At 75.5% G+C, this 25,755-nt stretch carries 28 protein-coding genes; 16 read left to right on the forward strand and 12 right to left on the reverse strand.

The genetic code is table 11. The annotated features are described in order from the left end of the window. The first annotated feature begins 55 nt into the window (after positions 1–55). Complete coding sequence (locus ACIOHG_RS01930; protein WP_400944211.1) at positions 56–1,303, forward strand: PucR family transcriptional regulator; 1,248 nt, start codon at positions 56–58, stop codon at positions 1,301–1,303. 398 nt (positions 1,304–1,701) lie between these two features. On the opposite strand, the gene ACIOHG_RS01935 is transcribed toward ACIOHG_RS01930, so the two are convergent. Then, the gene (locus ACIOHG_RS01935) at positions 1,702–2,334 is read right to left on the reverse strand and encodes a LysE family translocator (RefSeq protein ID WP_400944213.1); all 633 of its coding nucleotides are present in this window, start codon (positions 2,332–2,334) and stop codon (positions 1,702–1,704) included. A 118-nt stretch (positions 2,335–2,452) separates the two neighbouring features. Here ACIOHG_RS01935 and ACIOHG_RS01940 point away from each other — a divergent pair, with 118 nt between their 5' ends. The 4 genes from ACIOHG_RS01940 to ACIOHG_RS01955 all read left to right on the forward strand — a co-directional run bounded on the left by ACIOHG_RS01940 (position 2,453) and on the right by ACIOHG_RS01955 (position 4,271). Next, a complete protein-coding gene (locus ACIOHG_RS01940; protein ID WP_400944215.1) occupies positions 2,453–2,911 on the forward strand; it encodes an Lrp/AsnC family transcriptional regulator in 459 nt (152 codons plus the stop codon). Positions 2,912–3,060: 149 nt separating this feature from the next. Further along, entirely contained in the window at positions 3,061–3,318 is a 258-nt protein-coding gene (locus ACIOHG_RS01945) for a Prokaryotic metallothionein (RefSeq protein ID WP_400944217.1), read from the forward strand. A 178-nt stretch (positions 3,319–3,496) separates the two neighbouring features. Next, positions 3,497–3,829 carry a hypothetical protein gene (locus tag ACIOHG_RS01950; RefSeq protein ID WP_400944219.1) on the forward strand — a complete coding sequence of 111 codons (333 nt, stop codon included), beginning with the start codon at positions 3,497–3,499 and terminating at the stop codon, positions 3,827–3,829. A 55-nt stretch (positions 3,830–3,884) separates the two neighbouring features. Continuing rightward, complete coding sequence (locus tag ACIOHG_RS01955; RefSeq protein WP_400944221.1) at positions 3,885–4,271, forward strand: hypothetical protein; 387 nt, start codon at positions 3,885–3,887, stop codon at positions 4,269–4,271. A 21-nt stretch (positions 4,272–4,292) separates the two neighbouring features. Here the strand turns inward: ACIOHG_RS01955 and ACIOHG_RS01960 are convergent, their stop codons facing one another. Next, on the reverse strand, positions 4,293–5,525 hold the full coding sequence (locus ACIOHG_RS01960; RefSeq protein WP_400944223.1) for a cytochrome P450: 1,233 nt from the start codon (positions 5,523–5,525) through the stop codon (positions 4,293–4,295). A 68-nt stretch (positions 5,526–5,593) separates the two neighbouring features. Further along, positions 5,594–6,484, reverse strand: coding sequence for an EI24 domain-containing protein (locus ACIOHG_RS01965; RefSeq protein WP_400944225.1), 891 nt, complete (start codon positions 6,482–6,484; stop codon positions 5,594–5,596). A 392-nt stretch (positions 6,485–6,876) separates the two neighbouring features. Here ACIOHG_RS01965 and ACIOHG_RS01970 point away from each other — a divergent pair, with 392 nt between their 5' ends. After that, the gene (locus ACIOHG_RS01970; RefSeq protein ID WP_400944227.1) at positions 6,877–7,338 is read left to right on the forward strand and encodes a nucleoside deaminase; all 462 of its coding nucleotides are present in this window, start codon (positions 6,877–6,879) and stop codon (positions 7,336–7,338) included. 26 nt (positions 7,339–7,364) lie between these two features. Here ACIOHG_RS01970 and ACIOHG_RS01975 read toward each other — a convergent pair whose 3' ends face one another. Both ACIOHG_RS01975 and ACIOHG_RS01980 read right to left on the reverse strand, forming a co-directional pair. Continuing rightward, positions 7,365–7,685, reverse strand: a complete 321-nt coding sequence (locus ACIOHG_RS01975; RefSeq protein WP_400944228.1) for a UBP-type zinc finger domain-containing protein — start codon at positions 7,683–7,685, stop codon at positions 7,365–7,367. A 28-nt stretch (positions 7,686–7,713) separates the two neighbouring features. After that, positions 7,714–7,896 (reverse strand): hypothetical protein, encoded by a 183-nt coding sequence (locus ACIOHG_RS01980; protein ID WP_400944229.1) that lies wholly within the window; start codon positions 7,894–7,896, stop codon positions 7,714–7,716. A gap of 211 nt (positions 7,897–8,107) precedes the next feature. Between ACIOHG_RS01980 and ACIOHG_RS01985 the strand changes: the two genes are divergently transcribed. Both ACIOHG_RS01985 and ACIOHG_RS01990 read left to right on the forward strand, forming a co-directional pair. After that, complete coding sequence (locus tag ACIOHG_RS01985) at positions 8,108–8,521, forward strand: hypothetical protein (RefSeq protein ID WP_400944230.1); 414 nt, start codon at positions 8,108–8,110, stop codon at positions 8,519–8,521. A 64-nt stretch (positions 8,522–8,585) separates the two neighbouring features. Then, positions 8,586–9,008 (forward strand): DoxX family protein, encoded by a 423-nt coding sequence (locus ACIOHG_RS01990; protein WP_400944231.1) that lies wholly within the window; start codon positions 8,586–8,588, stop codon positions 9,006–9,008. Positions 9,009–9,408: 400 nt separating this feature from the next. Here ACIOHG_RS01990 and ACIOHG_RS01995 read toward each other — a convergent pair whose 3' ends face one another. Both ACIOHG_RS01995 and ACIOHG_RS02000 read right to left on the reverse strand, forming a co-directional pair. After that, positions 9,409–11,439, reverse strand: coding sequence for a hypothetical protein (locus ACIOHG_RS01995; protein ID WP_400944233.1), 2,031 nt, complete (start codon positions 11,437–11,439; stop codon positions 9,409–9,411). A 268-nt stretch (positions 11,440–11,707) separates the two neighbouring features. Beyond that, on the reverse strand, positions 11,708–13,195 hold the full coding sequence (locus tag ACIOHG_RS02000; protein WP_400944235.1) for a lipase maturation factor family protein: 1,488 nt from the start codon (positions 13,193–13,195) through the stop codon (positions 11,708–11,710). Positions 13,196–13,446: 251 nt separating this feature from the next. Here ACIOHG_RS02000 and ACIOHG_RS02005 point away from each other — a divergent pair, with 251 nt between their 5' ends. Then, on the forward strand, positions 13,447–14,415 hold the full coding sequence (locus tag ACIOHG_RS02005; protein ID WP_400944237.1) for an EamA family transporter: 969 nt from the start codon (positions 13,447–13,449) through the stop codon (positions 14,413–14,415). 161 nt (positions 14,416–14,576) lie between these two features. Further along, positions 14,577–15,674 carry a sugar ABC transporter substrate-binding protein gene (locus tag ACIOHG_RS02010; protein ID WP_400944239.1) on the forward strand — a complete coding sequence of 366 codons (1,098 nt, stop codon included), beginning with the start codon at positions 14,577–14,579 and terminating at the stop codon, positions 15,672–15,674. Between the two features lie 78 nt (positions 15,675–15,752). Here ACIOHG_RS02010 and ACIOHG_RS02015 read toward each other — a convergent pair whose 3' ends face one another. Then, a complete protein-coding gene (locus tag ACIOHG_RS02015) occupies positions 15,753–17,003 on the reverse strand; it encodes an MFS transporter (RefSeq protein ID WP_400944241.1) in 1,251 nt (416 codons plus the stop codon). A 142-nt stretch (positions 17,004–17,145) separates the two neighbouring features. Between ACIOHG_RS02015 and ACIOHG_RS02020 the strand changes: the two genes are divergently transcribed. Both ACIOHG_RS02020 and ACIOHG_RS02025 read left to right on the forward strand, forming a co-directional pair. Then, complete coding sequence (locus tag ACIOHG_RS02020) at positions 17,146–17,643, forward strand: hypothetical protein (RefSeq protein WP_400944243.1); 498 nt, start codon at positions 17,146–17,148, stop codon at positions 17,641–17,643. Positions 17,644–17,654: 11 nt separating this feature from the next. Beyond that, entirely contained in the window at positions 17,655–18,110 is a 456-nt protein-coding gene (locus ACIOHG_RS02025; protein WP_400944245.1) for a hypothetical protein, read from the forward strand. Here the strand turns inward: ACIOHG_RS02025 and ACIOHG_RS02030 are convergent. Beyond that, the gene (locus ACIOHG_RS02030; protein ID WP_400944247.1) at positions 18,074–19,024 is read right to left on the reverse strand and encodes a DMT family transporter; all 951 of its coding nucleotides are present in this window, start codon (positions 19,022–19,024) and stop codon (positions 18,074–18,076) included. The two genes, ACIOHG_RS02025 and ACIOHG_RS02030, sit on opposite strands and share 37 nt — an antisense overlap. Before the next feature lie 67 nt (positions 19,025–19,091). Between ACIOHG_RS02030 and ACIOHG_RS02035 the strand changes: the two genes are divergently transcribed. Continuing rightward, on the forward strand, positions 19,092–20,507 hold the full coding sequence (locus ACIOHG_RS02035) for a PLP-dependent aminotransferase family protein (protein ID WP_400944249.1): 1,416 nt from the start codon (positions 19,092–19,094) through the stop codon (positions 20,505–20,507). Between the two features lie 202 nt (positions 20,508–20,709). Here the strand turns inward: ACIOHG_RS02035 and ACIOHG_RS02040 are convergent, their stop codons facing one another. Continuing rightward, the gene (locus tag ACIOHG_RS02040; protein WP_400944251.1) at positions 20,710–21,558 is read right to left on the reverse strand and encodes an EamA family transporter; all 849 of its coding nucleotides are present in this window, start codon (positions 21,556–21,558) and stop codon (positions 20,710–20,712) included. Between the two features lie 244 nt (positions 21,559–21,802). Between ACIOHG_RS02040 and ACIOHG_RS02045 the strand changes: the two genes are divergently transcribed. Beyond that, entirely contained in the window at positions 21,803–22,735 is a 933-nt protein-coding gene (locus ACIOHG_RS02045) for a 1-phosphofructokinase family hexose kinase (RefSeq protein WP_400944253.1), read from the forward strand. A gap of 74 nt (positions 22,736–22,809) precedes the next feature. Then, complete coding sequence (locus tag ACIOHG_RS02050) at positions 22,810–23,514, forward strand: alpha/beta hydrolase (protein WP_400944255.1); 705 nt, start codon at positions 22,810–22,812, stop codon at positions 23,512–23,514. A 7-nt stretch (positions 23,515–23,521) separates the two neighbouring features. On the opposite strand, the gene ACIOHG_RS02055 is transcribed toward ACIOHG_RS02050, so the two are convergent. Further along, positions 23,522–23,890, reverse strand: a complete 369-nt coding sequence (locus tag ACIOHG_RS02055) for a hypothetical protein (RefSeq protein WP_400944257.1) — start codon at positions 23,888–23,890, stop codon at positions 23,522–23,524. Between the two features lie 83 nt (positions 23,891–23,973). Here ACIOHG_RS02055 and ACIOHG_RS02060 point away from each other — a divergent pair, with 83 nt between their 5' ends. Continuing rightward, positions 23,974–24,750, forward strand: a complete 777-nt coding sequence (locus tag ACIOHG_RS02060) for an alpha/beta fold hydrolase (protein ID WP_400944259.1) — start codon at positions 23,974–23,976, stop codon at positions 24,748–24,750. A 7-nt stretch (positions 24,751–24,757) separates the two neighbouring features. On the opposite strand, the gene ACIOHG_RS02065 is transcribed toward ACIOHG_RS02060, so the two are convergent. Continuing rightward, positions 24,758–25,750, reverse strand: coding sequence for a YdcF family protein (locus tag ACIOHG_RS02065; RefSeq protein ID WP_400944261.1), 993 nt, complete (start codon positions 25,748–25,750; stop codon positions 24,758–24,760). Positions 25,751–25,755: the final 5 nt, after the last annotated feature.

The raw sequence follows: 25,755 nt of genomic DNA on the forward strand, positions 1-25,755 counted from the left end.
ACGCGACGAACAGCCGCGTCGCCGGGCCGCCGCACAGACATTCGCGAGGTGGATTGTGACCACACCCAACGCCGCACCGGCCGCCGCCGCACCGCGCTTCGGCGGCAACCCCGTCCACCTGCGGCTGCTCGCCCTCGCCCCCGAGCTGGCCACCGAGGTGATGGCCCGGCTGCTGGACCGGCTCCCGGCCTACCACGCGCTGCCGCCCGAACAGCTGCGCGGCGAGATCGTCCGTCAGGTCGAGCGCGGCATCCGGGCGTTCGTCGAGGTGATGCGCACCGGCCGGCTCCCCGGCGAGGACGAGCTCGACCGGATCCGCGAGTCCTCCGCCCGGCGCGCCGACGAGGGCGTCCCGCTGGAGTCCGTGGTCGGCGCCTACCACCTCGGCGCCCAGCTCTGCGCCGCCCGGATGCTCGCCGAGGCCGAACCCGCCGACCTCCCGGACGTCGCCACCGCCCAGGACCGGCTGCTCGGCTACCTCGGCGTGGTCAGCTGCGCCGTCGCCGCCGGGTACGTCCGGGAGCGGCAGGCCGCGCTCGGCGAGGAGCAGGTCTCCCGGCAGGCCCTGCTCTCCCGGCTGCTGGAGGGCGGCGACCCGCGCGCCGCCGCCGACCGGGCCGGCATCCGGCTGCCCGCCCGCTACCTGGTGCTCTCGCTCGCCATCGGCCCGCACCCCGACGAGGACCGGCCCGGCGTCAACCGCTCCGTCGCCGCCCGGCGCAAACTCCGGCGGCTGCGCGCCGAGTTGGAGCGGCGCACCGAGGGCGTGCCGCTCGCCGCGCTGGCCGCCGACGGCGGGCCGGTGCTGCTGCCCGACGACTCCCCGGGGGCCGGGCCCGACCGCGCGGCGCTGACCGCGCTGATCGACCGGCTGGCCCGGGCCTGCGGCGCGGAACTGGTGGCCGGGGCCGCGAGCGCCGCCCCCGCGGAGGTCGCCGCCGCGGTCCGGCTGGCCGCCGAGGTCCGCCGGGTCGCCGAGGCCACCGGGCGCGGACCCGGGGCGCACCTGCTCGACGACGTCCTGCTGGAGTACCAGCTCAGCCGGCCCGGACCGGCCCGCGACGCGCTCGCCGCCCTGCTGGCCCCGCTCGCCGGCCGCCCCGAACTCCTCGACACCCTCCGCGCCTTCCTCGCCTGCGGCCTCGACCGCCGCCGCACCGCCGCCCACCTCCAGGTCCACCCCAACACCGTCGACTACCGCCTCCGCCGCGCCGCCGACCTCACCACCCTCGACACCGTCCGCGGCCCCGACCTCCTCACCCTCCGCGCCGCCCTCGCCGCCCACGACACCGCCGCCCGCTGACGGGCCGTCGGACGCTCCCGGCGACGGCCCCGGCCCTCCGGACAGAAGACCCCGCGCAGCAGAACCGGCAGGCCCAACTGCGGCAGGCCACCCACCGGCCGGGGAACACCCCCGCAGCGACACGCGCCCGGCCCCGGCTTCCCCCTAGCCCCGCAGAGGCTCACGGCTGGTTGCCGGGCCGGCCGGCGGTGGCGGAGGACGGCAGGCGGCCGCCCCCTCCCCCCTGCCCCCGCAGGGGCTCTCAGGCCGCGACCGCGACACCCACGACGCAGGAGAGACGGCAGGGCGGCCGTCTCCTCCCCCCAGCTCCCCGCAGGGGTTCTCAGGCCGTGGCCGTGACGCCCGCGACAGCGGAGGACGGCAGGCGACCGTCCCCCTCCCGCTCCCCGCAGGGGTTCTCAGGTCGTGGCCGTGACGCCCGCGACGGCGAGGAGGAGGACCGCCGAGACGGCGGAGAGGCGGCGGGCCGCGGTGGGGGTGCCGTTCAGGCGGCCGGCCAGGCGGGCGGTGGTGAGGGCGACCGCGGAGTAGACGGCGGCGCAGCACAGGACGTTGACCGCGCCGAGGGCGGCGACCTGGCCGCCGACCGGGAGGGTCGCGTCCGGACTGACGAACTGCGGGACGAGGGAGAGGTAGAGCAGCAGGCCCTTGGGGTTGAGCAGCGCGGTGAGCAGCGACTGGCGCAGCACCGTCCGGGCGGGTTGCGGCCGGGCCGCGGCGAGCGCGGCGTCCGTACCGCCGCCCCGGCGCAGCGCGAGCAGCAGGGTGACGGCGAGGAAGGCCAGGTAGCCCGCGCCGGCCAGGCGCAGGGCGGGGAGGAGCGCGGGCAGCGCCCGCAGCGCGGCGGCGAGCCCGGCCGCGGAGAGCAGGGTGTGCACGGTGTACCCGGCGCAGACCCCGGCGACGGCGGTGAGTGCGGCGCGGCGGCCCTGGCCGAGGCCGCGGGCGGCGATGTACAGCCAGTCGGGGCCGGGGGTGCAGACCAGCAGGAGGTCGACTCCGAGGAAGAGCAGCAGGGCGTGCGGGTCCATGACACCTTCGGGCGGCGGGAGCGGGAGTGGGGCGACGCCTGGACGCTACCGGCCCGACGCTGGCAGCCGATGACCCGTTTCGGCTGGTCAGCCCGCCCGTTTGGCAGAATGTTGCGCTATGGACCGCCTCGATCGCAGAATCCTCCACGAACTCCAGCAGGACGGCCGGCTGACCAACACCGAACTCGCCGACCGGGTCGGCCTGACGCCGTCCCCGTGCCTGCGCCGGGTCCGGCACCTGGAGCAGCAGGGCGTGATCCGCGGCTACCGGGCCCTGATCGACCCGGTGGCGGTCGGGCGGGCGTTCCAGCCGTTCGTGACGGTGGTGATGCGGCACGAGGACCGGGACACCGTCGCCGAGTTCGAACGCCGGGTGGCCGAACTGCCGGAGGTGGTGGAGGCGCACCGCCTGTTCGGCGACCCCGACTACCTGCTGCGGGTCGCCGTCGCGGACCTGACCGCGTACGAGCGCTTCGTCACCGACGTGCTCTCCGGCCTGCCCGGCATCGCGCAGGTGCACTCGCACCTGACGATGAAACAGGTGAAGGCGGACGGCGGCATCCCCGTCACGGGCTGACCGCTGCGCCTTTCCGGTACGCCCCGGCCCGTTCGGACCGCTGCGCCTTTCCGGTGCGCCCCGTCCCGTTCGGACCGCCGCCGATTGCCGCCCGCCGGGTGCGGGCGAAGACTCGGCGGTGGACCCGTACGGCGAGAGGAGCCCCCGAGATGGCGGTCTGCGTGGTGTGCCAGAACGACTACTGGCTATCCTTCGAGATCAAGACGATCACCGGCGACACCTACACCTTCGACAGTTTCGAGTGCGCGATGGAGAAGCTGGCGCCGCGCTGCGAGCAGTGCACGGTGCGGATCGTCGGCCACGGCGTGGAGGTGGCGGGCCGCTTCTTCTGCGGTGCCCACTGCGCCCGGGCCAACAGCGTCCTGGGCGCGGAGGTCCGCGACGCGGTGGGCACCCGCCCGTCCTGACCCCCATCGAACGGGGCGGCCACCCACAACCGGGCGGCCGCCCCGTTCCGTGCGCCCGGACCCGTCGTGGGCCGCCGGACACGGCTCCGGCGGCGGGGCGCAGCCCGGGGTCGAGTACAACTGGACGGGCGAAGCCCCGCCCGCGATGCACCCCGCTCCACGAAAGGGACGCCCGACGATGCCGGTCACCGACCGCGAACTCCTCGACCTCCTGCACGGGCTCACCGCACCGGACCCCCGACTCCGGGAGGACGCCTGCGGCACCGTCACGGACTGGCTCTCCGCCTTCTCCCCCTTCCAGGCCCGCCTGCTGGCGATGGGCCTCGCCACCGCGGCCGCCACCGAACCCGACCCGTCCTGCCGGGAGAGCGAACTCCACGCCCTGGGCGAACTCGCCGACACCGGCTTCTTCGGCGCCGAGTCCTTCGAGCCCGTCGAACGGCTCGACCGGAACACCCTGGAGCCGAGCGAGCAGGAGTACCTTGCCGCACTCCGGGAGCTCGACCGGTGACTGCGCGGGCGAACTCCCGGTCCGTCGGCGGTGGTGTGCTCCGGGCGGTACCGGCATGAGGATCGACCTCACCGCCGTCCTCGACCCGGTGGCCGGCACCGTCTCCTTCAGCTGTCCGGCGGGCCGGGCGGTCGGCCGCTGGATGGGCCGGGAACCGGCCCGGACGGGCTGCCACGACGTCGAGTTCGACCTGCCCGGCGAAGTCCGCGACCTGGGTCCGGCCGCACCGGGCCGGGCCTCGCTGGTGGCCGAGGACGGCGGGGTGGTCGTCACCGGAACGGTCGTCGCGCTCGGCGGGGACGCCGACGACCCCGTGGTCACGATCCGGGTCGGCACCGCCCTGATCCTGCTCGAACTGCCTTTCCCGCGCGCCCCGTTGGCCGTCGGGGACGGCCGCTCCTTCCACTCCCCCGTCCTCGAACTCCACCCCTACCTGCTCTGACCCGCCGTCAGGAGACCGTCCTCAGAAGGTGAAGCGCAGGGCGCGGACGCGGTGGTCGAAGGAGGAGGGGACGAGGTCGGGGGCGGCGGTGCTGCGGATCTCCGGGAGGCGGGTGAGGAGTTCGCGGAGCAGGATGCGCATCTCCTGGCGGGCCAGGTGGGCGCCGAGGCAGAAGTGCGGGCCGCCGCCGCCGAAGCCGAGGTGCGGGTTGGGCGAGCGGGTGATGTCGAAGGCGTCGGGGGCGCGGAACACCGCCTCGTCGCGGTTGGCGGAGCCGTAGAACAGCACCACCTTGTCGCCGGCCGCCAGCCTGGTCCCGGCCAGCCGGTGGTCGACGGCCACGGTGCGGCGGAACTGCACGATCGGCGTGGAGCAGCGGACGATCTCCTCGACCGCGCCGCCCAGGTGCGCGTCCAGGTCGGAGCGGAGCAACTCCCGCTGCTCGGGGTGGACGGTGAGCAGGTGCAGGCCGTGGGCGAGCGCGTTGCGGGTGGTCTCGACGCCCGCGACCAGCAGCAGCGAGAAGAACGCGCCCAGTTCGCGGGCCCCCAGCCGGCGGCCGTCCACGTCGGCGGTGACCAGGGCGGAGATCAGGTCGTCGGCCGGTTCGCGGCGGCGCTCCCGGCCGATCGCGGCGACCGTCCACTGCATCGCGGCCAGCGCCCGCAGCCCGCGCCCCGGCACCCGCAGGCCGCGCCGGGCCACCCCCGCCGACGCGGCGGCGCGGTCTATCCGGGCCAGGATGCGGCGGCGCTGCGCCTCCGGGACGCCCATCATCGAGCAGATCACCCGGTACGGGAGTTCGGCGGCGACCGCCGCGACGAAGTCGGTGGGCCGCTCGTGCTCCAGCCGGTCGACCAGGCGGGCGGAGATCTCCGCGATGTCCCGCTCGACCTTGGCGAGCAGCCGCGGGGTGAACGCCCGGCCGACCACCCGGCGCAGGTCGGCGTGGTGCGGGTCGTCCAGGTTGACCATCGAGTCGCCGAACACCGCCCGCACCCAGCGGGCCGGTTCCGGCGAGGTGACGCCCGGCCCCGAGAGGTACACCTGCGGGGCCCGGCTGGCCGTCGTCACGTCCGCGTGCCGCACCAGCGCCCAGCAGCGCCGCCCCGTCGCCCGATCGGTGAACCCGACCGGTCCGGAGCGCTCGCGCAGGCGGGCGAACGCCGCGTACCGGGACTCCTCCGGGAGTCGCCAGAACGCGGGGTCGCCGAGATCGGTGCCGCGCGGGGCGGCGTCCACGGGTGCGGCCATGGGGACGTTATGGCGCAGCCGATGACGCTACGTCAAGACTTCCTCACACCTGGTCATGGGTTCGATTATCAGATCTGCGGGTCGGCATACGGGTTCGACCCCTTGGCCGGCCACGCACCGTACGGGTTCGGGTTCGGGTCGTAGGACGGGGGCTCCTGGCCGACCGGGCCCTGGCCGTCCGCGTCCTGGCCGTCCACGTCCTCGGCCTCGGCCTCCGGGGGTTCGTGCGGGGAGATCTCCCGGGCCAGCAGCGTCGCACCCGCGACCGCGCCCGGCATCGCCAGCACCGTCGCCACCGGGATCAGGAAGGTCAGCACCAGGCCCGCGCCGAAGCCGACCGCCATCGGCAGCCGCGAGCGCAGCAGCCGCAGCCGCTCCTTCTGCGACAGCCCGCGCTTCTGCAGCGGCGTGCCCGTCAACTCGGCCGTCAGGAAGAACCCGGAGACGCACACCCCCAGCACCGGCACCACCGTCTGCCCCACCACCGGGATGAACCCGCACAGGAACAGCACGATCCCGAACGCCGCCGCGCGCAGCAGCACCGCGACGCTGTCCCTGGCCGCGACCCACAGCTCCCGCCACAGCGGCACGTCCGGCCCCGCCGGGCCGCCGCCCTCGCTCTCCTCGACCTTCGCCGAGAGCGACTCGTAGAACGGCTCGCCGATCAGCAGCGTCACCGCCGTGAACGTCAGCACCGCGAGCAGCCCGCCCATGCCGACCGCCGCCACCCCGACCAGCACCCGCAGGGTGTCCCGCCACCCCTCGGCCCAGCCGTCGGCGAACGGGGTCGCCCACGCCGCGATGTCCCCCGCGTACGTGACCAGCACCGCCAGCACCGCGACGTACCCCACCAGGGTGATCAGCGCCGGAACCATCCCGAAGCCCCACCAGCGGCCGTGCCGCGCCACCCACCGCTGCCCGTCGAACAGGAAGCGCAACCCCGCCCCGAAATCTCGCATCCCCGCACCTTAAAGGAAACCCCAAGCCCCCTCACCCCCCACCCCGGGCAACCGCCCCCTCCGAGCACAGCACCCCCGGCGGGGAGATCACCCCCATCCCGGCGCAGCACGCCTCCTCGCGGGGCATGCCACCCTGCGCTTCCTCCCCACACAGCCCGCCTCCGGCAGAGAACTCGGCCTCTCCCTCGAACACCCCCTCACGACGTGGCACGCCCCCGGCAGGGAGATCGCCCCTTCCCGGCGCGGCACGCCTCCTCGCGGGGCATGCCACCCTGCGCTTCCTCCCTGCACAGCCCGCCTCCGGCCAGGGGCTCGGCTTCTCCCTCGAACACCCCTTCCCGGCGCGGCGCGCCTCCTCGCGGGGCATGCTCCCTTCGATGAGGAGGTGGCCGGTGGGCGGTCGGGTGACGGTGGATCAGGCGCGGGTGTGGCTGCGGGTCGCGGTGGCGGAGGCGGAGGCCGGTCTCGCGGAGGGTGGCATCCCGATCGGCGCGGCGCTCTTCCGGCTGGACGGCGAGCTCCTCGGCCGGGGCCACAACCGTCGCGTTCAGGACGGCGACCCCTCGATGCACGCCGAGACCTCGGCGTTCCGCGCCGCCGGCCGGCTGCGCGGCTACCGCGACACCGTCATGGTGACCACGCTCTCGCCCTGCTGGTACTGCTCGGGCCTGGTCCGCCAGTTCGGCATCGGCCACGTGGTCATCGGCGAGTCCGCCACCTTCACCGGCGGCCACGACTGGCTGGCCGCCCACGGCACCGGCATCACCCTGCTCGACGACCCGTACTGCACCGCCCTGATGACCGACTTCGTCACAGCCCGCCCCGACCTCTGGTACGAGGACATCGGCGCATGAGCCGCGCACTGCCGCTGCGGGGGGCGTCAGGCGGGGCGCAGGTAGACCTCGTCGGCGTAGCACCAGGCCCAGTCCTCGCCGGGGCGGAGCGAGCGGGCGAGGGGATGCCCGTCGGCGCCGTGCGCGTGTCGGTGGGCGTGCTGCCCGGGCGAGCTGTCGCAGCAGCCGACGTGGCCGCAGTTCAGACAGGCCAGGAGGTGGACCCAGGCGGTACCGTCCCGCAGGCACTCCTCGCAGCCCGGCGCCGCGTGCGCGGGAGCCTCCCGCAGTTCGTCCAGGTGTGTGCAGGCCCGCTGCACGACCAGGCCCGGGTCCGCCGCCACCCGCCACTCGCGCTGTTCGTCCACCCGGCCCACGATACGCGGGCGGTGCCGCTCAGCAGGCGAGCGGCACCGCGACGTGGCGGAGGTCGGCGTCCGGCGCCGGCTCCCGTTCGGCCGTCGCCACCGGCTCCAGGAAGGGCGACCGGCTGGCGGGCAGCGGCGCGCGCTCCCGGGCGAGGGGCTGCTGGGTGGCAGTGTCGGAGAAGAGCTGCCAGGACTCGTGTTCGGAACGCATGGCCCACAGTCTGACCTGCCCCTGCCGTTCCACGCCTGCGAATTTCCGGGAACGCGCTTTTCCGGGAACGCGCTTTTCCGGGAACGCGCTTTCCGGGAACGCGCTCCGGCCCGGCGGCGGCTTGCCGGGCCGCGGGTGGGGATGGCAGGCTCCGTCGCAGGGCCCGCAGGCCGGGCGGCACGGGGTGCGTGATGGAAGGGAAGACACCGGCATGGTCGAGGCGGCTGCGGCGGACGAAGTGGCGCGGGCCCGGGCCGAGTTCGGGTCGGCTCTCCCGGCTCCCCTGGTGGCGCTGTGGGCGGTGGCGGACGGCCTGACGGCCGACGACGGCACGACCGTGTACCCGGCCGGATGCCTCGGCGAGCGCAACGCCACCTACGAAGTCGCGCGGTACGCACCGGGGTTCGTCCTGGTCGGCGACGACAGCGGCGGCCGCGGCTTCCTGCTGCGCGCCGGCGACCCGGGCTCCGCCGTGTTCTCCTCGGACCTCGGCGACCTGGACCCCGACGGCTTCGAGACCGAGGCCGCGGACTTCACCTCCTGGATCGCCGCGCTCCGCCCCGGTCCGCTCCCCCGACCGGCCCGGCCGAAAAACTCCCGAATCTTTCCCGTCCGGGACCGATGAGTTCCCGCGACGGCGGTCGTCCAACGGGTGAAAGCAACGCCGACCCACCGGGGAGACCTGAACAATGTCCAGCACCACCACCGCAGTTGACGCCCCCACCACCGCCAAGTCCGGCAAGGCCGCCGTCCGGACGGTGTGGGCACTGCGCATCCTGCTCGCCCTCTTCTTCGCCCTGGCCAGCGCGCTGCCCAAGCTGATCGCGCTGCCCGCCGCCGTCACCGTCTTCGACGCCATCGGGGTCGGCCACTGGCTCATGTACGTCACGGGCCTGGTGGAACTCGCGGGCGCGGTCGGCCTGTTGGTGCGCCGACTGGCCGGTCCGGCCGCGACGGGCCTGATCGTGTTCCTGGGGTTCGCGTTCGTCACCCAGCTCACCGCGATGCACGGCGAGAACGCCGGGACCCCGTTCCTCTTCATGGTGCCGCTGGCCGTCATCGCCTGGCACCGGCGCGCCGAGACGGCCGCCTTCTTCGGCCGCACCCGCTGAAACCCGCCACCCCCGGCGGACGGTACGTCCCCGACCGGCGCGAGACTCCGGACATGCCCGAGTCAGGATGCATCCCCACGACAGGCCCGACCCCCGCTGCGCCGGTTCAACTTCCCCTGGAAAGCGGGCGCCTGGCTCTACCTCCCGGGCTTCGCCGCCCTCTGCCCCGGCCTCCCCCGGACCGCAGCCACACCGTCCCGCTCCGGGCCGTCGGACTACCACTCGCCGCGACCGGAGCCGTCCTCACCACCCGCAGCGTCCGCGAACTCCCGGCCCTCCTCATCCCCACCCCGCCGCAACGGCCACCACCGCAGCCTTGCGCCTCGGCCCGTGAAACGGGGGCGCCCGCCGTTGCGAGAATTCCGCAACGGCGGGCGCCCCATTGGTTCTTGACGATACGTCAGGCCCGTACGGACGCGACGGCGGCGGCGAGCGCCTCCTTGATCCGCGGCCCGAGCCGGGCGAACCCGAGCTCCTTCATGGCCGCCCGCAGCAGCTCGTCGTCACTGCGCGAGGTCCCGTCGGCGTCCAACCAGGCCACCAGCGCGACCAGTTCCTCCGCCGAGTAGCCCGTGATCGGCTTCCCGGGCACCACCTCGGGCCGGGCCACCTGCGCAGCCTCGGCCACCGGCTCGGCCTCCGGCACAACCTCCTCGACGGCTTCGGCCACCACGACGGGCTCGACGACGGGCTCCACCTCGGCCACCGGCTCGGCCTCGGTGGGCCGCTCGGCAACGGCCTCGGCCTCGACGACCGGCTCAACGGTCTCGACCTCGGCAACGGGCTCCGGCTCGACGACCTCGGTGACGGTCTCGGCAACCTCAGCGACGGACTCCGGCTCGACGACCTCGGTAACAGTCTCGGCCGCCTCGGCGACGGGCTCCGGCTCGACCTCGGTAACGGGCTCCGCGACCTCGGCCACCGGCTCGACAATCTCGGGCTCAGCAGCGACCTCCGGCTCCGGCGCCACCTCGACGGCCGCCTCGGCAACCTCGACAGCCACCTCGGCCACCGGCTCGTCGGCCTCGACGGTGGGCTCCGCCTCGACAGTCACCTCAACGGCTTCGGTCTCGGCAGCGGCCTCCGCGACCTCGGGCGCAGCAGCAGCCTCCACCTCCACGACCGACTCGGTGACCTCGACCTCGGCGGCCGGCTCGACAACCTCGACCTCGGCGACAGGCTCCGACTCGACGGCCTCGACAGCCGACTCGACCGCCTCGGCCTCCGGCGCGACCTCCGCAGCAACCTCGGCAATCTCGGCAACCTCGGGCTCGACAACGGCCTCCGGCTCGGCAACCTCGACGGACTCGGCGACCGGCTCGACTGCCTCGACCACCGTCTCCGGCTCGGTGACCTCGACCACCGCAGCAACCTCGGCGACCTCGGCGACCTCGACGGCCTCGGTCTCGACAACAGCCTCGGCAACCTCGGCGACCGGCTCGACGGTCTCGGTCGCGTCCGCCACGTCGTCCGTCGCCTGGCGCGGCCCGCCCGCCAGGGCGGTGCGGGCGGCGTGGTGGCGGTCGTAGGCGGCGAGGGCGGCGTCCTTGTCGGCCTGGCGCTCCGTCAGTTCCTCCAGCAGGTCGGTGAGACCCTGCTCGGCGAGTTCGAGGCGGAGCTGGCGGAGGGCGGAGAGGCGGTAGAGGGTGCCCTCGTCGGCGGCCAGGCGGTCGACCAGGTCGGCGAGTTCGGCCAGCGGGAGGGAGTCGAGGGCGCGCTCGGGGAGGAGGCGGGCGAGCGAGCGGACGGCGTCGGCCAGCGACTCGACGACGTTGGCGGTCTCGGTGAGGAGGGCGCCGTCGACGGGGACCGCCGGGCGCGAGCCCTCCTCGGCGAGGGCGGTCCAGTCGCGGTGCGCGGCGACCGCCGCGACGAGCGCGGTGTGCAGGTCGGCCCGGCGGGCGCCGGCGGCGGCGAGGGTGCGGGCCTGGGCGCGCAGGCTGCGGCGCTGGTTCCAGCCGAGCTTCGCGCCGACGGCCTTGCGGTAGGCGCCGGTGCCGGTCGCGGCGGCGAGCTGCCCGAGGTCGCGGGCATAGACCTCGGGGCGCAGCGTGGCCGTGGTGGCGTGGACGCGCTGGAGGAGGTCGAGCAGGGTGGTGAGGCCGCCAAGGGTGTCGGGGATGCGCAGGCCGGCCTTGTCGGCGATGGCGTTGGCGGCCCGGCCGACGGCGCGGGTGTCGCGGCTGCGGAGCTCGGCGAGGACAGTGGAGGCGGCGCGCGCCTCCTCGGGGCCGGTGAGGGTCTCGGCGGCCTCCAGCCAGGGGTTGGCGTCGGCGGTGAGGGTGAAGCCGCCCTGGTCGGCGAAGCGGCCGAGTTCCTCGCGGGTGCTCTGGCGGGTCTCGCCGTCCGTCGCGGACACGGCTGCGGACACGGCCGCGGACGCGGTGTCGGACGCGGTGTCGTCGGCGTCGTTCAGGGTGCGCACTGTCATGTGATGGAGTCCGGTTCGTGGCGTGTGGCGGGCAGGGGGGCGGGTGGGGTGGGTGCGGCGGCGGTGGCGTCGCGGGAGGCCAGAATACGGGTGCGCGTTCGAGGCGTGCACGCAGCGGGTCCCCGCGAATTGCCGGGCCGGGGTGGACCGGTGGCGGTGGGCACGGGGCCCGGCCGTCCGGTCCGTACGGTAGGGAGCGGCACCGACAGTACGCCCGGCCCGGACGGGGGGCTGCAGCCGGGCGGCCCCACCGGGCGGCCGGGCGGGCTCACCGGGCGGCTCCGGGGGTTCCGAAGGCCCCGGGGGCCCCGGGGCCGGGCGGCAGCAGGTGGCGGAGTTCGGCGAGGCCGACGGGCGGTTGGTAGTCGCGGACGGGGGTGCGGTGCCACCAGGCGCCGGTGGCGGCGAGTTCGCGGGCGTCGGTGAAGCGGTAACGGTGCAGCCAGGCCCGGACCAGGGTGGGCGGGGCGTCGGGGAAGGGGTTGCGGCGCAGCAGGCGGAGGGTGTCGGGGTCGTTGACGAGCAGGCGGGCGAGCAGCGGGCGGAACCAGGGGCGGGCGTAGGACGGGGAGATCGCGGCGAACCACATCAGCCAGTCGAGGCGCAGGTGGTAGGGCGCGAACTGCCTCGGCAGGCGGCGGAGTTCGCCGGGCTTGCCGGGGAATTCGTACTCCTGCCAGCCGTCCTGCCCGTGAACGTCGCGGGTGCCTTCGAGAACAATCTCGTACCGGACGCGATTGACGGTGCCGAACGCGCCGTAGCTGTTGACCAGGTGGAGCGGGTCGTAGGAGCGGTTCATCCGCTGCCGGGGGGAGAGCAGGTTGCGCGCCGGGCCCCAGGAGCGGACCAGGACGAGCAGCGCGTAGGCGGCCACCGAGGCGGTCCACCACAGGGGCGGGGGCGGGTAGGTCGGATCGGGGCCGAGCGGGAGGACGCGGCGCAGGGTGCCGGTGTCGAGGACGCCGAGGGCGAGGGCGACGGTGAGCCAGTTCAGCCAGGCGAAGTTGCCGGAGGCGATCAGCCAGAGCTGGGTGGCGATCATCAGCAGGGCGGCCCAGGAGGCGATCGGCTGCGGGAGGAACAGGCCGAAGGGGACGGCGAGTTGGACGATGTGGTTGGCGGCGGCCTCGACCCGGTGCAGCGGGCGGGGCAGGTGGTGGAAGAACCAGCTGAGCGGGCCGGGCAGAGGCTGGGTCTCGTGGTGGTGGTAGAGGCAGGTGAGGCGGCGCCAGCAGGCGTCGCCGCGCCACTTGATCAGTCCGGCGCCGAACTCGACCCGGAACAGCAGCCAGCGCAGCAGCCACATGCCGAGCAGCGGCGGGGCGACCCGGGCGTTGCCGAGGAAGACGGCGAGCGCGCCGGCCTCCAGCAGCAGGGACTCCCAGCCGAAGGCGTACCAGGTCTGCCCGGTGTTGACGACGGAGAGGTAGAGCGCCCAGAGCACGGCCCAGGCGGTCATCGCGGCGGGGGTGGGCACCAGGTTCGCGGCGCCGGCCAGCAGGGCGGCGGCGAGGACGAGTCCGGTCCGGGCGAGGGCTGCGTAGAGGCGGTCGCTGTAGTGCCAGTGGTAGAGGCTGGGGGCGCGGCGGAACGGGACGCGGGCCACGAAGCGCGGGACGGGGAGCAGGCCGCGGCTGCCGAGCAGGGCGCGGAACTGGCGGGCGGCGGCGAGGAATCCGCAGCAGTAGACCAGGGCGAGCAGGCGCAGGAACGACTCCCGGGCGATCCGGTACTCGGGGGCGGCGAACCATGCCACGCGGCCGCTCCTCCCGTCGGCGGCGCGCTCCCGGGTCGGCCGCGCCGGGCCGCCCCCATGCCTACCATCCGGCGCGGCCGGGCCGGGGCGGGTGGCGGCGCGGTGGTGCGCCGGTTCATCCGGTCGGCCCTGTCCGGCGTGCGGCGGCGGGGGTCCGCACGTATCGGCTGCCGAAACCCCCTGCCGGGCGGGGCCGGAGTGTGGTGTCATTCCGCCGGACGTCCCGTCAGGACCAAGACAAGGAGACGCACATGTCCGCGACCTCTCCGCAGCCCTCCGCCGAACCCGCCTGTCCCGCCCCGCAGAACCGCGCGGAGCCTCCCGCCGACGCCCGCCCCGCGGGGCTGGGCGCGGCGGTCTGGGCGGCGCTCGGCATCGTGTACGTGGTGTGGGGTTCGACCTACCTGGCGATCCGGGTGGTGGTGGAGACCATGCCGCCGCTGCTCTCCGGCGCGCTGCGGTTCGCGGCCGCGGCGGTGCTGCTGCTGGCGGGCATCGCGGTGCGCAAGGGCGTCCGCGCGCTGCGGGTGACGTGGCGTCAGTTCGGTTCCGCCGCGCTGGTGGGCGTGCTGCTGCTGGCCGGCGGCAACGGCGGGGTGGTGCTGGCGGAGCGGACGGTGCCGTCGGGGCTGGCGGCGCTGCTGGTGGCGAGCGTGCCGCTGTGGGTGGTGCTGCTGCGCCGGGCGTTCGGCGGGCGCACGGACGGGACGACGCTGGCGGGCGTGCTGGTCGGGCTGGTGGGCCTGGCGGTGCTGACGGGGCCGGGCCTGACGGGGGACGTCGAACTGTCGGGCCTGCTGCTGGTGGTGGGCGCGGCGGTGGTCTGGGCGCTGGGCTCGGTGCTGGCGGGGCGGCTGCCGATGCCGGCCGACCCGTTCGTGGCGAGCGCGTACGAGATGCTGGCGGGCGCGGCGGGCGCGCTGGCGCTGTCCTTCGTCCGGGGCGAGCCGGGGCGGTTCGAGCCGGGGGCGGTGTCGGGCGCATCCTGGGCGGGGCTGGGGTACCTGGTGCTGTTCGGCTCCATTGTCGCGTTCACGTCTTACGCCTGGCTGCTGCAGCGCGCGCCGCTGCCGCTGGTGGCCACCTACGCCTACGTCAACCCGGTGGTGGCGGTGCTGCTCGGCTGGCTGTTCCTGTCCGAGTCGCTGACCTGGCCGATCCTGCTGGGCGGCGGGATCGTGGTCGGCGGGGTGTTCCTGGTGGCGCGAAACCAGCGCTGAACGATCTTCGCCCGTTTCTCCCGATTTGCCTTCAAGAAGGTAACGACTTGGTCGAACCATCTCGACCAATGATTTACTTCTTGACGACACATGATGGGTGGGCTTGACTCCCCTTCACCTCGCCGCAGGGACGCGGCGCCGTCAGGGAGGCACCACCCACCATGAACTCGATGACGCGTCGACTCGTCATCGGCACGGCCGCCGTGTCGATGGCGATGTCGCTCGCCGCCTGCGGGAACGACAAGCCCTCTTCGTCGTCCTCGGGCAACCAGGCGATCGGCCTGCTGCTGCCCGAACGCACCTCCTCCACCCGCTACGAGGCGTTCGACAAGCCGCTGATCGAGGCTTCCGTCACCGGGCTGTGCACCCGGTGCACCCTCGACTACGCCAACGCCGACGGCGACGAGAAGGCGCAGAAGGAGCAGTTCGACGCGCTGCTGGCGCGCGGCGTCAAGGTGATCCTGCTGGACCCGGTGAACGCCTCGGCCACCGCGCCGTGGGTGGACGCCGCCGCCAAGCAGGGCACCAAGGTCATCGCCTACGACCGGCTGGCGGCCGGCAAGGTCGCCGCGTACATCTCCTTCGACAACCAGCGCACCGGCGAGCTCCAGGGCCAGGCCCTGCTGGACGCGCTCGGCCAGCGCGGCAAGAAGGCCGCGGACGCCGAGATCGTGATGATCAACGGCGCGGAGACCGACCCCAACGCGGGCGACTTCAAGGCCGGCGCGCACCGGGCGCTGGACGGCAAGGTCAAGCGGATCGCCTACGAGCAGTCCGGCGAGTGGAAGCCCGAGGTGGCCTCCGCCAAGGTCGACGAGGCGGTCGCCAAGCTCGGCAAGAACGGCTTCCAGGCCGTGTACTCGGCGAACGACGGCATGGCGGGCGCGATCATCGACGCGCTGCACCGGGCCGGCCGCACCGACGTGCCGGTCGGCGGGCAGGACGCCTCGCTGGACGCAGTCCGTCGCATCCTCACCGGCGACCAGGCGTACACCATCTACAAGCCGTACCAGCCGGAGGCCGAGGCCGCCGCCAACATGGCGGTGTACCTGGTGAAGGGCATCGACGTGACCTCGGTGGCGTCCACCGTCACCAAGTCCGGCGACGAGCAGATCCCCTCGATGCTGCTCACCCCGATCGTCGTCACCAAGGCGAAGGTGGTGGAGACCGTCGTCGACGGCGGCCTCTACAAGGCCGAGGAGATCTGCACCCCGCAGTACGCCAAGGCCTGCAAGGACGCCGGCATCCCGGGCTTCTGACCGGCCCCGACCGGGGCGGCCCGGCACCCTGTGCGGAGGTGCCGGGCCGCCCCGGTCCGCCGGTCGGGACGGAACCCCTCAGGCCGGCGGCCCGCCGACCGGGACGGCGCGCCACACCGGGACGGCCAGCACCACCATGGCGGCCCCGAACAGCAGGAAGGTGCCGGGCGTGCCCAGCAGGCGCTGGAGCAGCGCGCCGAGGAGCGCGCCGGTCGGCATCGCGCTCATGATGACGGCCCGGTAGGCGCCGCCGACCGCGCCGCGGATCTCCGGCGGGGTCAGCCGCTGGCGGATCGTCGTGGTCAGCACGCCCCACATGCCGCCGAGCGCGGAGCCCGCCGTCATCGCGGCGAACAGCGGCACGCCGTCCAGGAAGGCGGGCGCGGCGAACATCAGCCCCCAGCCGAGCCGGGTCGCGCACAGCACCGGCGCGGTGCCGAAGCGGCGCTCGGCCCGGTGCGCGGTGAGCGAGCCGACGGCGGTGCCGACCCCGACGGAGCTGAGCAGCAGGCCGTATCCGGCGGCGCCGAGGTGCGGCGGGCCGGTGGTGGCGTACACCACGAACAAGGCCAGGAAGGACGTGTTGGCGAGGGTGGTGAGCGCCCCGGCCAGGGTGATGACGCGCAGCCCGCGGTCCCGGGCCAGGAACAGCAGGCCGGTGCGGGCCCCGGCCCGGCCGGGGAGCGGGCGCCCCGCGGGCGGGACGCGGCCGACGTCCTTCGGCAGGGCGGTCAGCCGCAGCATCGAGCCCAGGTAGCCGGCGCCCGCGACCAGGAAGGTCACGGGGGCGGACAGCGCGGTCAGCCAGCCCGCCAGCGCGGGAGCGACGAACTGGCCGGTGACCCGCACGGTGGTGGCCAACTGCCCGTTGGCGCGGGTCAGTTCGGCGGGCGGGACGACGGTGGGCAGCACCGTCTCGCTGCTGGTGTTGAACACCGTCTCGGCGACGCCGACCAGGAACGCCAGCGCGAGCAGCAGCGCGAGCGGGAGCGCGTCCAGGGCCGCGGCCGCGCCGATGGCCAGGATCAGCAGCGCGCGGGCCCCGTCCGCCGCCAGCATCAGGGTCTTCCGGCCGGCCCGGTCGGCGAGCAGCCCGGCCGGGATGCCGAACAGCAGCCAGGGCAGCGTGGTCACCGCCATCACCAGCGAGGAGGCGTCCGCCGAGCGGGTCAACCGCGCCACCACCAGCAGCAGGCCCATCCGCAGCACGCCGTCCCCGGTGTTGGCCAGCACGGACGCGCCCAGCAGCACCCGCAGCGGGCGGTTCCCGGGCCGCCGGGCGGCGGGCGCGGGCCGGGACGGGGACGGGGACGGGGCGGGCGAGGGCACAGGCAGAAGATAGTGCCCGAACTTCGTTGGCGGAACGCCGTCCTGACGACTGGGAGGCGGATCACAGGACGGTGACCCGGTACCCAGGACGGGGCCCGGCGTGGTCCACTGGGCACCTTGCCGAGCGAGGGGAGCGTGCGACATGGACCTGCGGACCGACTACTTCCGGGCGGCCGACGAGGCTGCGGTGCAGAAGGTGATGGCGAAGGCGGAGCAGCCGCCTGCCGAGGCGTTCGACACGGTGCGGGCCCTGCGGATCGACCCGACCACCGTCCTGCCGCACCTGGTGGCCGCCGCGCGCGGCGAGCAGGACGCCGAGAAGACCGGCCCCGACGCGTCGGTCTGGCCGACCGGGCCGCAGCCCTGGGACCCGGAGGGGCCGGGCACCGCGATCGACTTCGAGGACCCGTGGATCACCGGCCCGTGGGTGGTCAGGCTCAGCGAGGAGACCCGGGACGCGCTGGCCGGCATCGAGCGCCGCCACCTCCCCGACCTGGCCGCCGCGTGGGGCCGCGCCGAGGAGCTGAAGGCCGCCGAGCCGGTGACGGTGATGACGCTGATCCACCACCTGTCGATCCTGGCCCGCCGGGCCCGCAAGGCCGGTCAGCCGATGTTCTGCGCCCTGACGACGGCCTCCTGACGGCCCGCCCGGTGAACGACCTGATCGACGTCTTCTGCGCACGCGACGCGCCCGCCGTCCGCGCCGTCCTCCCGGCGGGCGCCCCGCGCGCGGCGTTCGACACCGTCCGGGACGTCTCCGCCGCCGTCCTCGACCTGCTGGAGGACCTGCTCCCCGAGGACGAATACGCGAACGGCGACGGGCTGACCGACACCGTGTGGCCCGCCGTCCCCTGGCCGGGCTGTCTGGTGCCCGCCGAGCATCCGTGGAGCACCGGCCCGTGGGTGTACGAGCTGCACCCGGCCGTCCTCGCGGGGCTGGCCGGCACCCCGCTGCCGGAGCTGCTGGCGCGGCACCCGTACGGCCGGCCGCTGCCGGTCGGGACGACGGCGGCGCTGGGGCCGCTGACCGCGCTGGCCCGGCGGGCGGCGGACGCCGGGGAGCGGCTGTTCTACGACGTGGCGCCCCGCGGTCCGGCGGCGGGCTGAGTCGTCGCGGGGGCCTTCGGGCGGGCGGCGCGCTGGGTGGCGGCGATGCAGGCGACCACCGCGAGCGCGGTGGGCACGGCGGCGGCGGGCAGCGTCTCGGCGAGCAGCAGGACGGCCCAGCAGAGCGTCAACAGCGGCTGGGCGAGCTGGAGTTGGCTGGCCCGGGGGACGCCGATCGCGGCCATGCCCCGGTACCAGACCACGAAGCCGCCGAACTGCGAGACCACCGCCAGGTAGCCGAGGCCGGTGACGCCGTGCCAGGTCCAGTGGACGGGCTCGACGGCGAGGGCGAGCCCGCCGGTGAGCGCGGTGACGGGCAGCGCGGCGACCAGGCCCCAGGCGATCACCTGCCAGCCGGGCATGCTGCGGGCCAGCCGCCCGCCTTCGGCGTAGCCGACCGCGCAGACCACCAGCGCGCCGAACAGGTAGAGGTCGGCGGTGGTGAGCCCGGCGCCGCCGCTCTGCTGGACGGTGAAGGCCAGCACCACGGCGGCCCCGGCGAGCGCGGCGAGCCAGAACGCGCGCGGCGGCCGGGAGCCGGACCGCAGCGCGGCGACAGCGGCGGTGGCCAGCGGCAGCAGGCCGATCACCACGGCGGAGTGCGCGGTGGAGGAGATCCGCAACGCCAGCGTGGACAGCAGCGGGAAGCCGACCGCGCAGCCGACCGCGACGGCCGCCAGCCCGGGCCACGCGGAACGCGGCGGGACGCGGGCGCCGGTGGCGAGCAGGCAGGCCCCGGCGATCAGCGCGGCCAGCACGCCGCGCAGTCCGGTGACCGTCCAGGGGCCGAAGCCCTCCAGGGCCCAGGCGGTGGCCGGGAAGCTGAACGAGAAGGAGAGCACCCCGAGGGCGGCCTGCGCGGAGCCGGTGACCGCTATCGGGCGGAGGACAGTAGCGCTATTCTGTGCTGACATACAGGACGGTAGCAGTTCCGCCGTACGCGGGGCCAGCGGTCCGGAACTCCGAGCTGAAGGGCTGTTGGTGACGGTTCAGGAGTTGACAGCCGCGCTGCGCGCCGAGGTGATGCGCTACTCACCTGGCGAGCAGGTGCCGAGTAGCAGGGAGCTGGTGGAGCGCTACCGGGTCAGCCCGGTCTCGGTGTCCCGGGCGATCCGCGAACTGGCCGCGGAGGGCGTGGTGGTGACCAGGCCGGGCGCAGGCGTGTTCCGGGCCGCGCCGCGCCCGGCGGCCGCCCCGCGCGGCGACTTCTCCTGGCAGGAGGTGGCGCTCAGCGCCGAGGCGGGCGCCCCGCCCGCCCGGGTGGTGGACGCCTCCGGGGTGCTGGCGGCGCTCACCCTGCCGCCGGCCGAGGTGATCGACCTCAACAGCGGCTACCCGCACGCCTCGCTGCTCCCGGAGCGGGCGCTGGCCGGGGCGCTGGCCCGGGCCGCCCGCCGCCCCGGCGCCTGGGGCCGCCCGCCGCTGGAGGGCCTGCCGGAGCTGCGCGGCTGGTTCGCCCGCGCGCTCGGCGGCGGCGTCACCGCCGCCGAGGTGCTGATCACCGCGGGCGGGCAGAGCGCGCTCACCACCGCGCTGCGCTCACTGGCCCCGCCCGGCGCGCCGGTGCTGGTCGAGTCCCCCACCTACCCGGGCCTGCTGGCGATCGCCCGGGCCGCGGGCCTGCGCCCCGTCCCGGTGCCGGTGGACGAGGACGGGGTGCGCCCCGAACGGCTGGCCGAGGCGTTCACGGTCTCCGGGGCCCGGCTGTTCGTCTGCCAGCCGCTGTTCCAGAACCCGACCGGCGCCGTGCTGGCCGCCGAGCGGCGGCGGGCGGTGCTGGCCGCCGCGAAGCGGGCCGGGGCCTTCGTGGTCGAGGACGACTTCGCCCGGCTGCTCGCCCACGCGGACGCCCCCGAACTCCCGCTGCCGCTGGCCGCCGACGATCCCGACGGCACGGTGGTGCACGTCCGCTCGCTCACCAAGGCCGCCTCGCCGAGCCTGCGGGTGGGCGCGCTGGTGGCCCGCGGCCCGGCACTCGCCCGGCTGCGCGCCGTCCAGGCGGTGGACTCCTTCTTCGTCCCGCGCCCGCTCCAGGAAGCCGCCCTGGAACTGGTCACCTCCCCCGACTGGCCCCGCCACCTCCGTTCACTCTCCAGGGAGTTGACGGACCGCCGGCAGGTGATGGCGGCCGCCCTGGCCGAGCACGCCCCCGCCCTGCTCCCGCCCCGGCTCCCCCGCGGCGGCTTCCACCTCTGGCTCACCCTCCCCGCCCCGGTCGACCCGACCGCCTTCACCGCCGCCGCCCTCCGCCAGGGCGTCGCCGTCTCCCCCGGCCCGGGCTACTTCACCGCCGAACCCGCCCCCCGCACCCGGATCAGCCTGGCCGCCGCCGAGAACCACACCCAACTCACCGAGGCCGCCACCAGACTGGCCCGGGCCCTGACCACCCTGACCTGACCGCCCCACCGAACCCCCGTTCACGCCAAGACAGTTGCCCAACCCGCCGGCGCACCAAGGCAGTTGCCCAGCAGCAGGCCAGGCGTCAGCGCGCGAACTCCAGCAGGGCGCTGCCGGCCACCGACCACTCCCTACCACCAACCCCCGGACGCAACACGGTGGTTGACCGCCCTCCCTTTCCACCCGGCACGCGCCGCAGGCGTCAGCGCGCGAACTCCAGCAGGGCGATGCCGGTCAGCACGGTGGCGCTCGCGGCCAGTCGCATCGTGCCGAGGCGTTCGCGCAGGACCAGGGTGCCGATCAGGGCGGCGATCACGATCGAGGTCTCGCGCAGGGCGGCGACGGTGGGCAGGTCGCCGACGGTCTGGGCCCAGACCACCAGGCCGTAGGCGGTGAGCGACATCAGGCCGCCGGCCACGCCGACGGCGCGGCCCTCGCGCAGGGCGGGCAGCAGGGTGCGGCCGCGCAGCGCGGTGACGGCGGCGAGCACGGCGGTGCCCTGGAGCAGGAACATCCAGGCGATGTAGCCGCCCGCCGAGGAGGCCGCCCGGACGCCGCCCGCGTCCACCACGGTGTAGCCGGCGATCAGCACACCGTTGCCCACCGCGGCGGCCAGCGCCGGGAGTTGGGCGCGCCCGGGCCGTCCGCCGACCAGGGTGAGCCCGGCCAGGCCGAGCGAGATGACGGCGATCGCGGTGAGCTGCCCGGCCGGCACGGGGTGGTGCAGGGCGGTCGCGGCGAGCAGCACCACCACCGCCGGCGAGGTGCCGCGGGCGATCGGGTACATCTGGCCGAAGTCGCCGAGCCGGTAGGCCCGGGCCAGCAGCAGCTGGTAGCCGGTCTGGATCGCGGTGGAGACCAGCAGGTACGGGAGCGCGGCCAGGCCGGGCGGCGCGAAGAACAGCGCGAGGACGGCGCCGCACACCACGAAGACCGCGTTCATCAGCGCCACCCCGGCCACCCGGTCGCGCACGCCGTGCACCAGCGCGTTCCACACCGCGTGCAGCAGCGCGGCGGCCAGCACCACGATCGGGACGGCGCTCTCGGTCACTCGACTCCCCCTCCGGCGGGCGCGCCACCCGGCGACGCACCAAAAGATGTACAGCCAACTTAGCGCCCGGCCGCACGCCACCCGACGCCGCCCCCGAACGTTCCACCGACCGCCACCCGCCGTTCCACCCCGCACCCCCGCCGAATCACACCCCGCCCTTGCTCGAATCTGCGCGAATCTCGATATGATCGAGCAGCTTCGATCAATCAGTTCTGCTCGACTCGCTGCCCGGGGGGCGTCCGCCGTGATCCTGACCGTCACACCCAATCCGGCGCTGGACGTCACCTACACGGTGCCCGGCTTCCGGCCGCACAGCAGCAACCGGGTCGCCGGGGTGGCCGCCCAGGCCGGCGGCAAGGGCGTCAACGTGGCCCGGGTGCTCACCGCGCTGGGCCGCCCGGCCCGCTGCGTGCTGCCGCTCGGCGGGCCGACCGGCGCGGCCGTCCGGGCCGAACTGGCCGCCGCCGGGCTGGACCACGCCGTGGTGCCGATCGCCGCCGACACCCGGCGCACCGTCACCGTGGTCGACGCCGAGGACGCCACCGCGCTCAACGAGCCCGGTCCGGAACTGTCCGCCGCCGAGTGGGACGCCCTGCTCGCCGCGACCACTCGGCAGCTGCCCGGGGCCCGGGTGCTGGTCCTCTCCGGCAGCCTCCCGCCCGGCGCGCCCGGCGATGGCTACGCCGAACTGGTCGCGCTCGGACGGGAGTTCGGCCTTCCGGTGGTACTGGACGCGGACGGCCCGGCGCTGCTCGCCGCGCTCCCGGCCCGCCCCACCGCGATCAAGCCGAACGCCGCCGAACTGACCGCCGCCACCGGCCTGCCCGACCCGCTGGACGCCGCCCGCCTGCTGCTGCGGCGCGGCGCCGAGTCGGTGCTCGCCTCGCTCGGACCGGACGGCCTGCTCGCCGTCGACCAGCAGGGCGCGTGGCGCTGCGCCCCGCCCGCCGCGGTCACCGGCAACCCGACCGGCGCGGGCGACTCCGCCGTCGCCGCGCTCGCCGCCGGGCTGGGCGGCAACGCGGGCTGGCCGGCGATCCTGCCCGACGCGGTCGCGCTCTCCGCCGCCACCGTGCTGCACCCCCGGGCCGGGCACTTCGACCCGACCGCCTACCGCCGCCTGCGGGCCTCGCTGACCGCTACCCGGATCGACCCGGTAGCCTCCACCGCACCGTGACACCCAGCCGTGACGCCCAGCCGTCACGCCCAACCCGTCACACCCAGCCGTGACACCCGCCCGGGAGGCCCGCCGTGACCGAGGTCCGCACCACCGTCCTGCGCTACGGTCCCGAGGCCCGCCCCGCCGACCTGCACCGCCCCGCCGGGGCGGCCGACGGCCGGCCCGTGGTGCTGCTCTGGCACGGGCGCGGGCCCGACGAGCGGGACGTGCTGGCCCCGCTGGCCCGGGCCGCGGCCGCGCTCGGCGTGCGGGTGCTCGTCCCGGACTGGCGGCCGGACGCGCCGGACGGCGGGCGGTCCCAGCTGCTGGACTCGGCCGCGCACGCCCGCGAACTCGCCGCCGGGGCACGGCTGGTGCTGGCCGGCTGGTCGCTGGGGGCGAAGGCGGCGGTGGGCGCCGCGCTGAACCCGGCCGGCTTCGCCGGGTGGCGCCCGGACGCAGTGGTGGCCTTCGCGGGCTCCTACGCGACGCCCGCGCCGAGCACCGGCACCGCCCCGCTGGACGACCTGCCGGCCGCCGCCCGCGACCTCCCCGTCCACCTGCTGCACGGCTCCGCCGACACCGTGGTCGACCCGGCCCGCACCAGGGAGCTGCACGCCGCCCTGCTCGCCCACGGCCACCCCGCCACCCTGACCGAACCCGCCACCGACCACGCGGGCGTGATCGGCACCGCCTACTCCCCCACCGCCGCCCGCTGCCTCCCCACCACCGCCCCGCACGCCCGCGAGGCCCTCCGCCGCACCGCCGAGACCCTGGCGGCGGCCGCCCTGGCCTGACGCCCCGTCAGCGCGGCGCGGCGGCCCGGGCGAGTTCCGCGTCGTACGGGCCGGCCTCGAAGTGCAGGTCCGGCAGGCGCTCGCCGAGCAGCGGCAGTTCCCAGTCCGTCCACTCGACCAGGGCCGGGTGCCGCCGGACCAGCACCGAGATCCAGCCGCAGCAGCCCCCGGTGCACTCGGGCTCCCCGAGCACCAGCCGCCGCCCGGCCGGCGATCCCCACAGCGGCCCGCCGTCGGCGAGTTCCGCGGCGAACGGCCCGCGTCCGCCGGGGCCGACCACCCGCGCCGCCAGGTCCTCGCCGTCGATCAGCACCCGCAGCGTCGGCCCCCGGCGCGTTCCGCGCGGCAGCACCTCGACCTCGATCCGGTTGAACATCCCGCCACCGTACGGCCCCGGGCCGGTCCGACCCCGGACAATTGCGGTGCGGTGGCCGGGCGGCGAGCCCGAGAATGATCGGCATGACGGACGGGGAACTGGTCGAACTCGGGGACGGGCGGATCTGGCTGGCGGACAGCGGCGGCGACGGGCCGCCGCTGGTGCTGCTGCACCCGGGGGTGGGGGATTCGCGGATCTGGGACGGCGCGCTGCCCGCGCTGCTCGACCGGTTCCGGGTGATCCGGTACGACGTGCGCGGGTACGGCCGCTCGCCGCGGCCCGCCGGGCCGTACGCGATGCTGGCCGACCTGCGGGCGGTGCTGGACCGGCTGGGGCTGCGGCGGGTGCACCTGGCGGGGTGCAGCATGGGCGGCGGGACGGCGCTCGGGCTGGCGGTGGAGTCGCCGGAGCGGGTGGCCTCGCTGGTGCTGCTCTGCCCGGGCGTGCCCGGCTGGCCGTGGCCGCCCGACCCGGCCGGCGACGCCGAGTACGAGCGGCTGGCCGCGGCGGGGGACGTGGCCGGGCTCACCGAGTTCGGCCTGCGCGCGTGGGCGACGAGCGGCCACGACGGGGCTGCCCGGGCCCAGTTGCGGTCGGCGGCGGCGGCCTGGCCGGTGGAGGATGTCCACCTGCGGCCCGATCCGCCGGTGTTCGACCGGCTCTCCCCCGGGCTCGGCGTCCCCGTCCGGGTCCTGGTCGGCGAGCTGGACCTGCCGGCCGCCGTCGACTGCGCCGCCGCGACCGCCGCCCGGCTGGGCTGCGAACCGACCCGTCTCCCCGGGGTGGACCACCTGCTGCCGCTGCGCGCGCCCGCCGAGACCGTCGCCGCCGTACTGGCCGTCGCCGCCCTGGACGCCTGACGCCCCGTCAGGCCAGCACCGAGACCGTGATCAGCAGGGCGCAGACGGCGAGGTTGACCCACTTGTGGGCGGCCAGGACGGCGACGAACTCGCGGATGGTGGCGCTGGGCCAGAAGTAGGCGGCGGTCGGCGAGCCGGCCACCTGGCCGTTGACGCCCTCCTGGCGGGCGAGCAGCGCGGCGCGGAAGGCGTGGAAGTTGTTGGTGACGACGACGCAGTGGTAGCCGGGGTCGGCGGCGGCCATGATCGCGCCGCTGAACCGGAGGTTCTCGGCGGTGGTGCGGGAGCGGTCCTCGCGGATGATCCGGTCGGCGGGGAAGCCGCGCTCCTCCAGGTAGGCGGCCATCGCGTGCGACTCGGGGAGCTGCTCGTCGGGACCCTGGCCGCCGGAGGTGATCAGCATCGGGGGCCGGCCGAGCGCGGCCTGCGCCTCGTAGAGCCGGCGGCCGCGCTCCAGGCGGCTCGCCAGCAGCGGCGGGACGCGGGTGCCGCCGATCAGGCCGGAGCCGAGCACCACCACGTAGTCGACCTCCTGGCGGGGCGTCAGGTGGCCGTACAGGTAGGCGTAGCCGATGAAGCAGCAGTACAGGAAGGACAGGTAGCTGGCGACCAGGAAGACGGTGCGGGCGACCACCACCAGGGCGGCCGAGTCGGCCTGGGTGGCGGCCAGCAGCAGGCCGACGACGACCAGGATGCCGAGGCCGCACAGCAGCGAGAGCAGGTTGGCGGGACGCCGCCCCTCCTTGCGGATCATCTTGAAGCCGTTGGCGATCAGCAGCCCGGCCAGCACCAGCGTCCCGAGCGCGGGCGCGAGCACGACCGCCACCAGCACCGTCTCGGCGAGCACGGAGTCGCTCCGGCCGAGGGTGGCCAGCAGCGCGAAGGCCAGGAAGGTGACGCCGAGTCCGAGGTACACGGCGTTGCTGAACCGGCGCCGGTCGCGGAGCACGCCGGCCCCGAACAGCAGCAGGAACAGGACCGCGGGGGCGTACAGCAGCATGGAGC

It is taken from the genome of Kitasatospora sp. NPDC088134 (assembly GCF_044741705.1).
Classification (GTDB): Bacteria; Actinomycetota; Actinomycetes; order Streptomycetales; family Streptomycetaceae; genus Kitasatospora.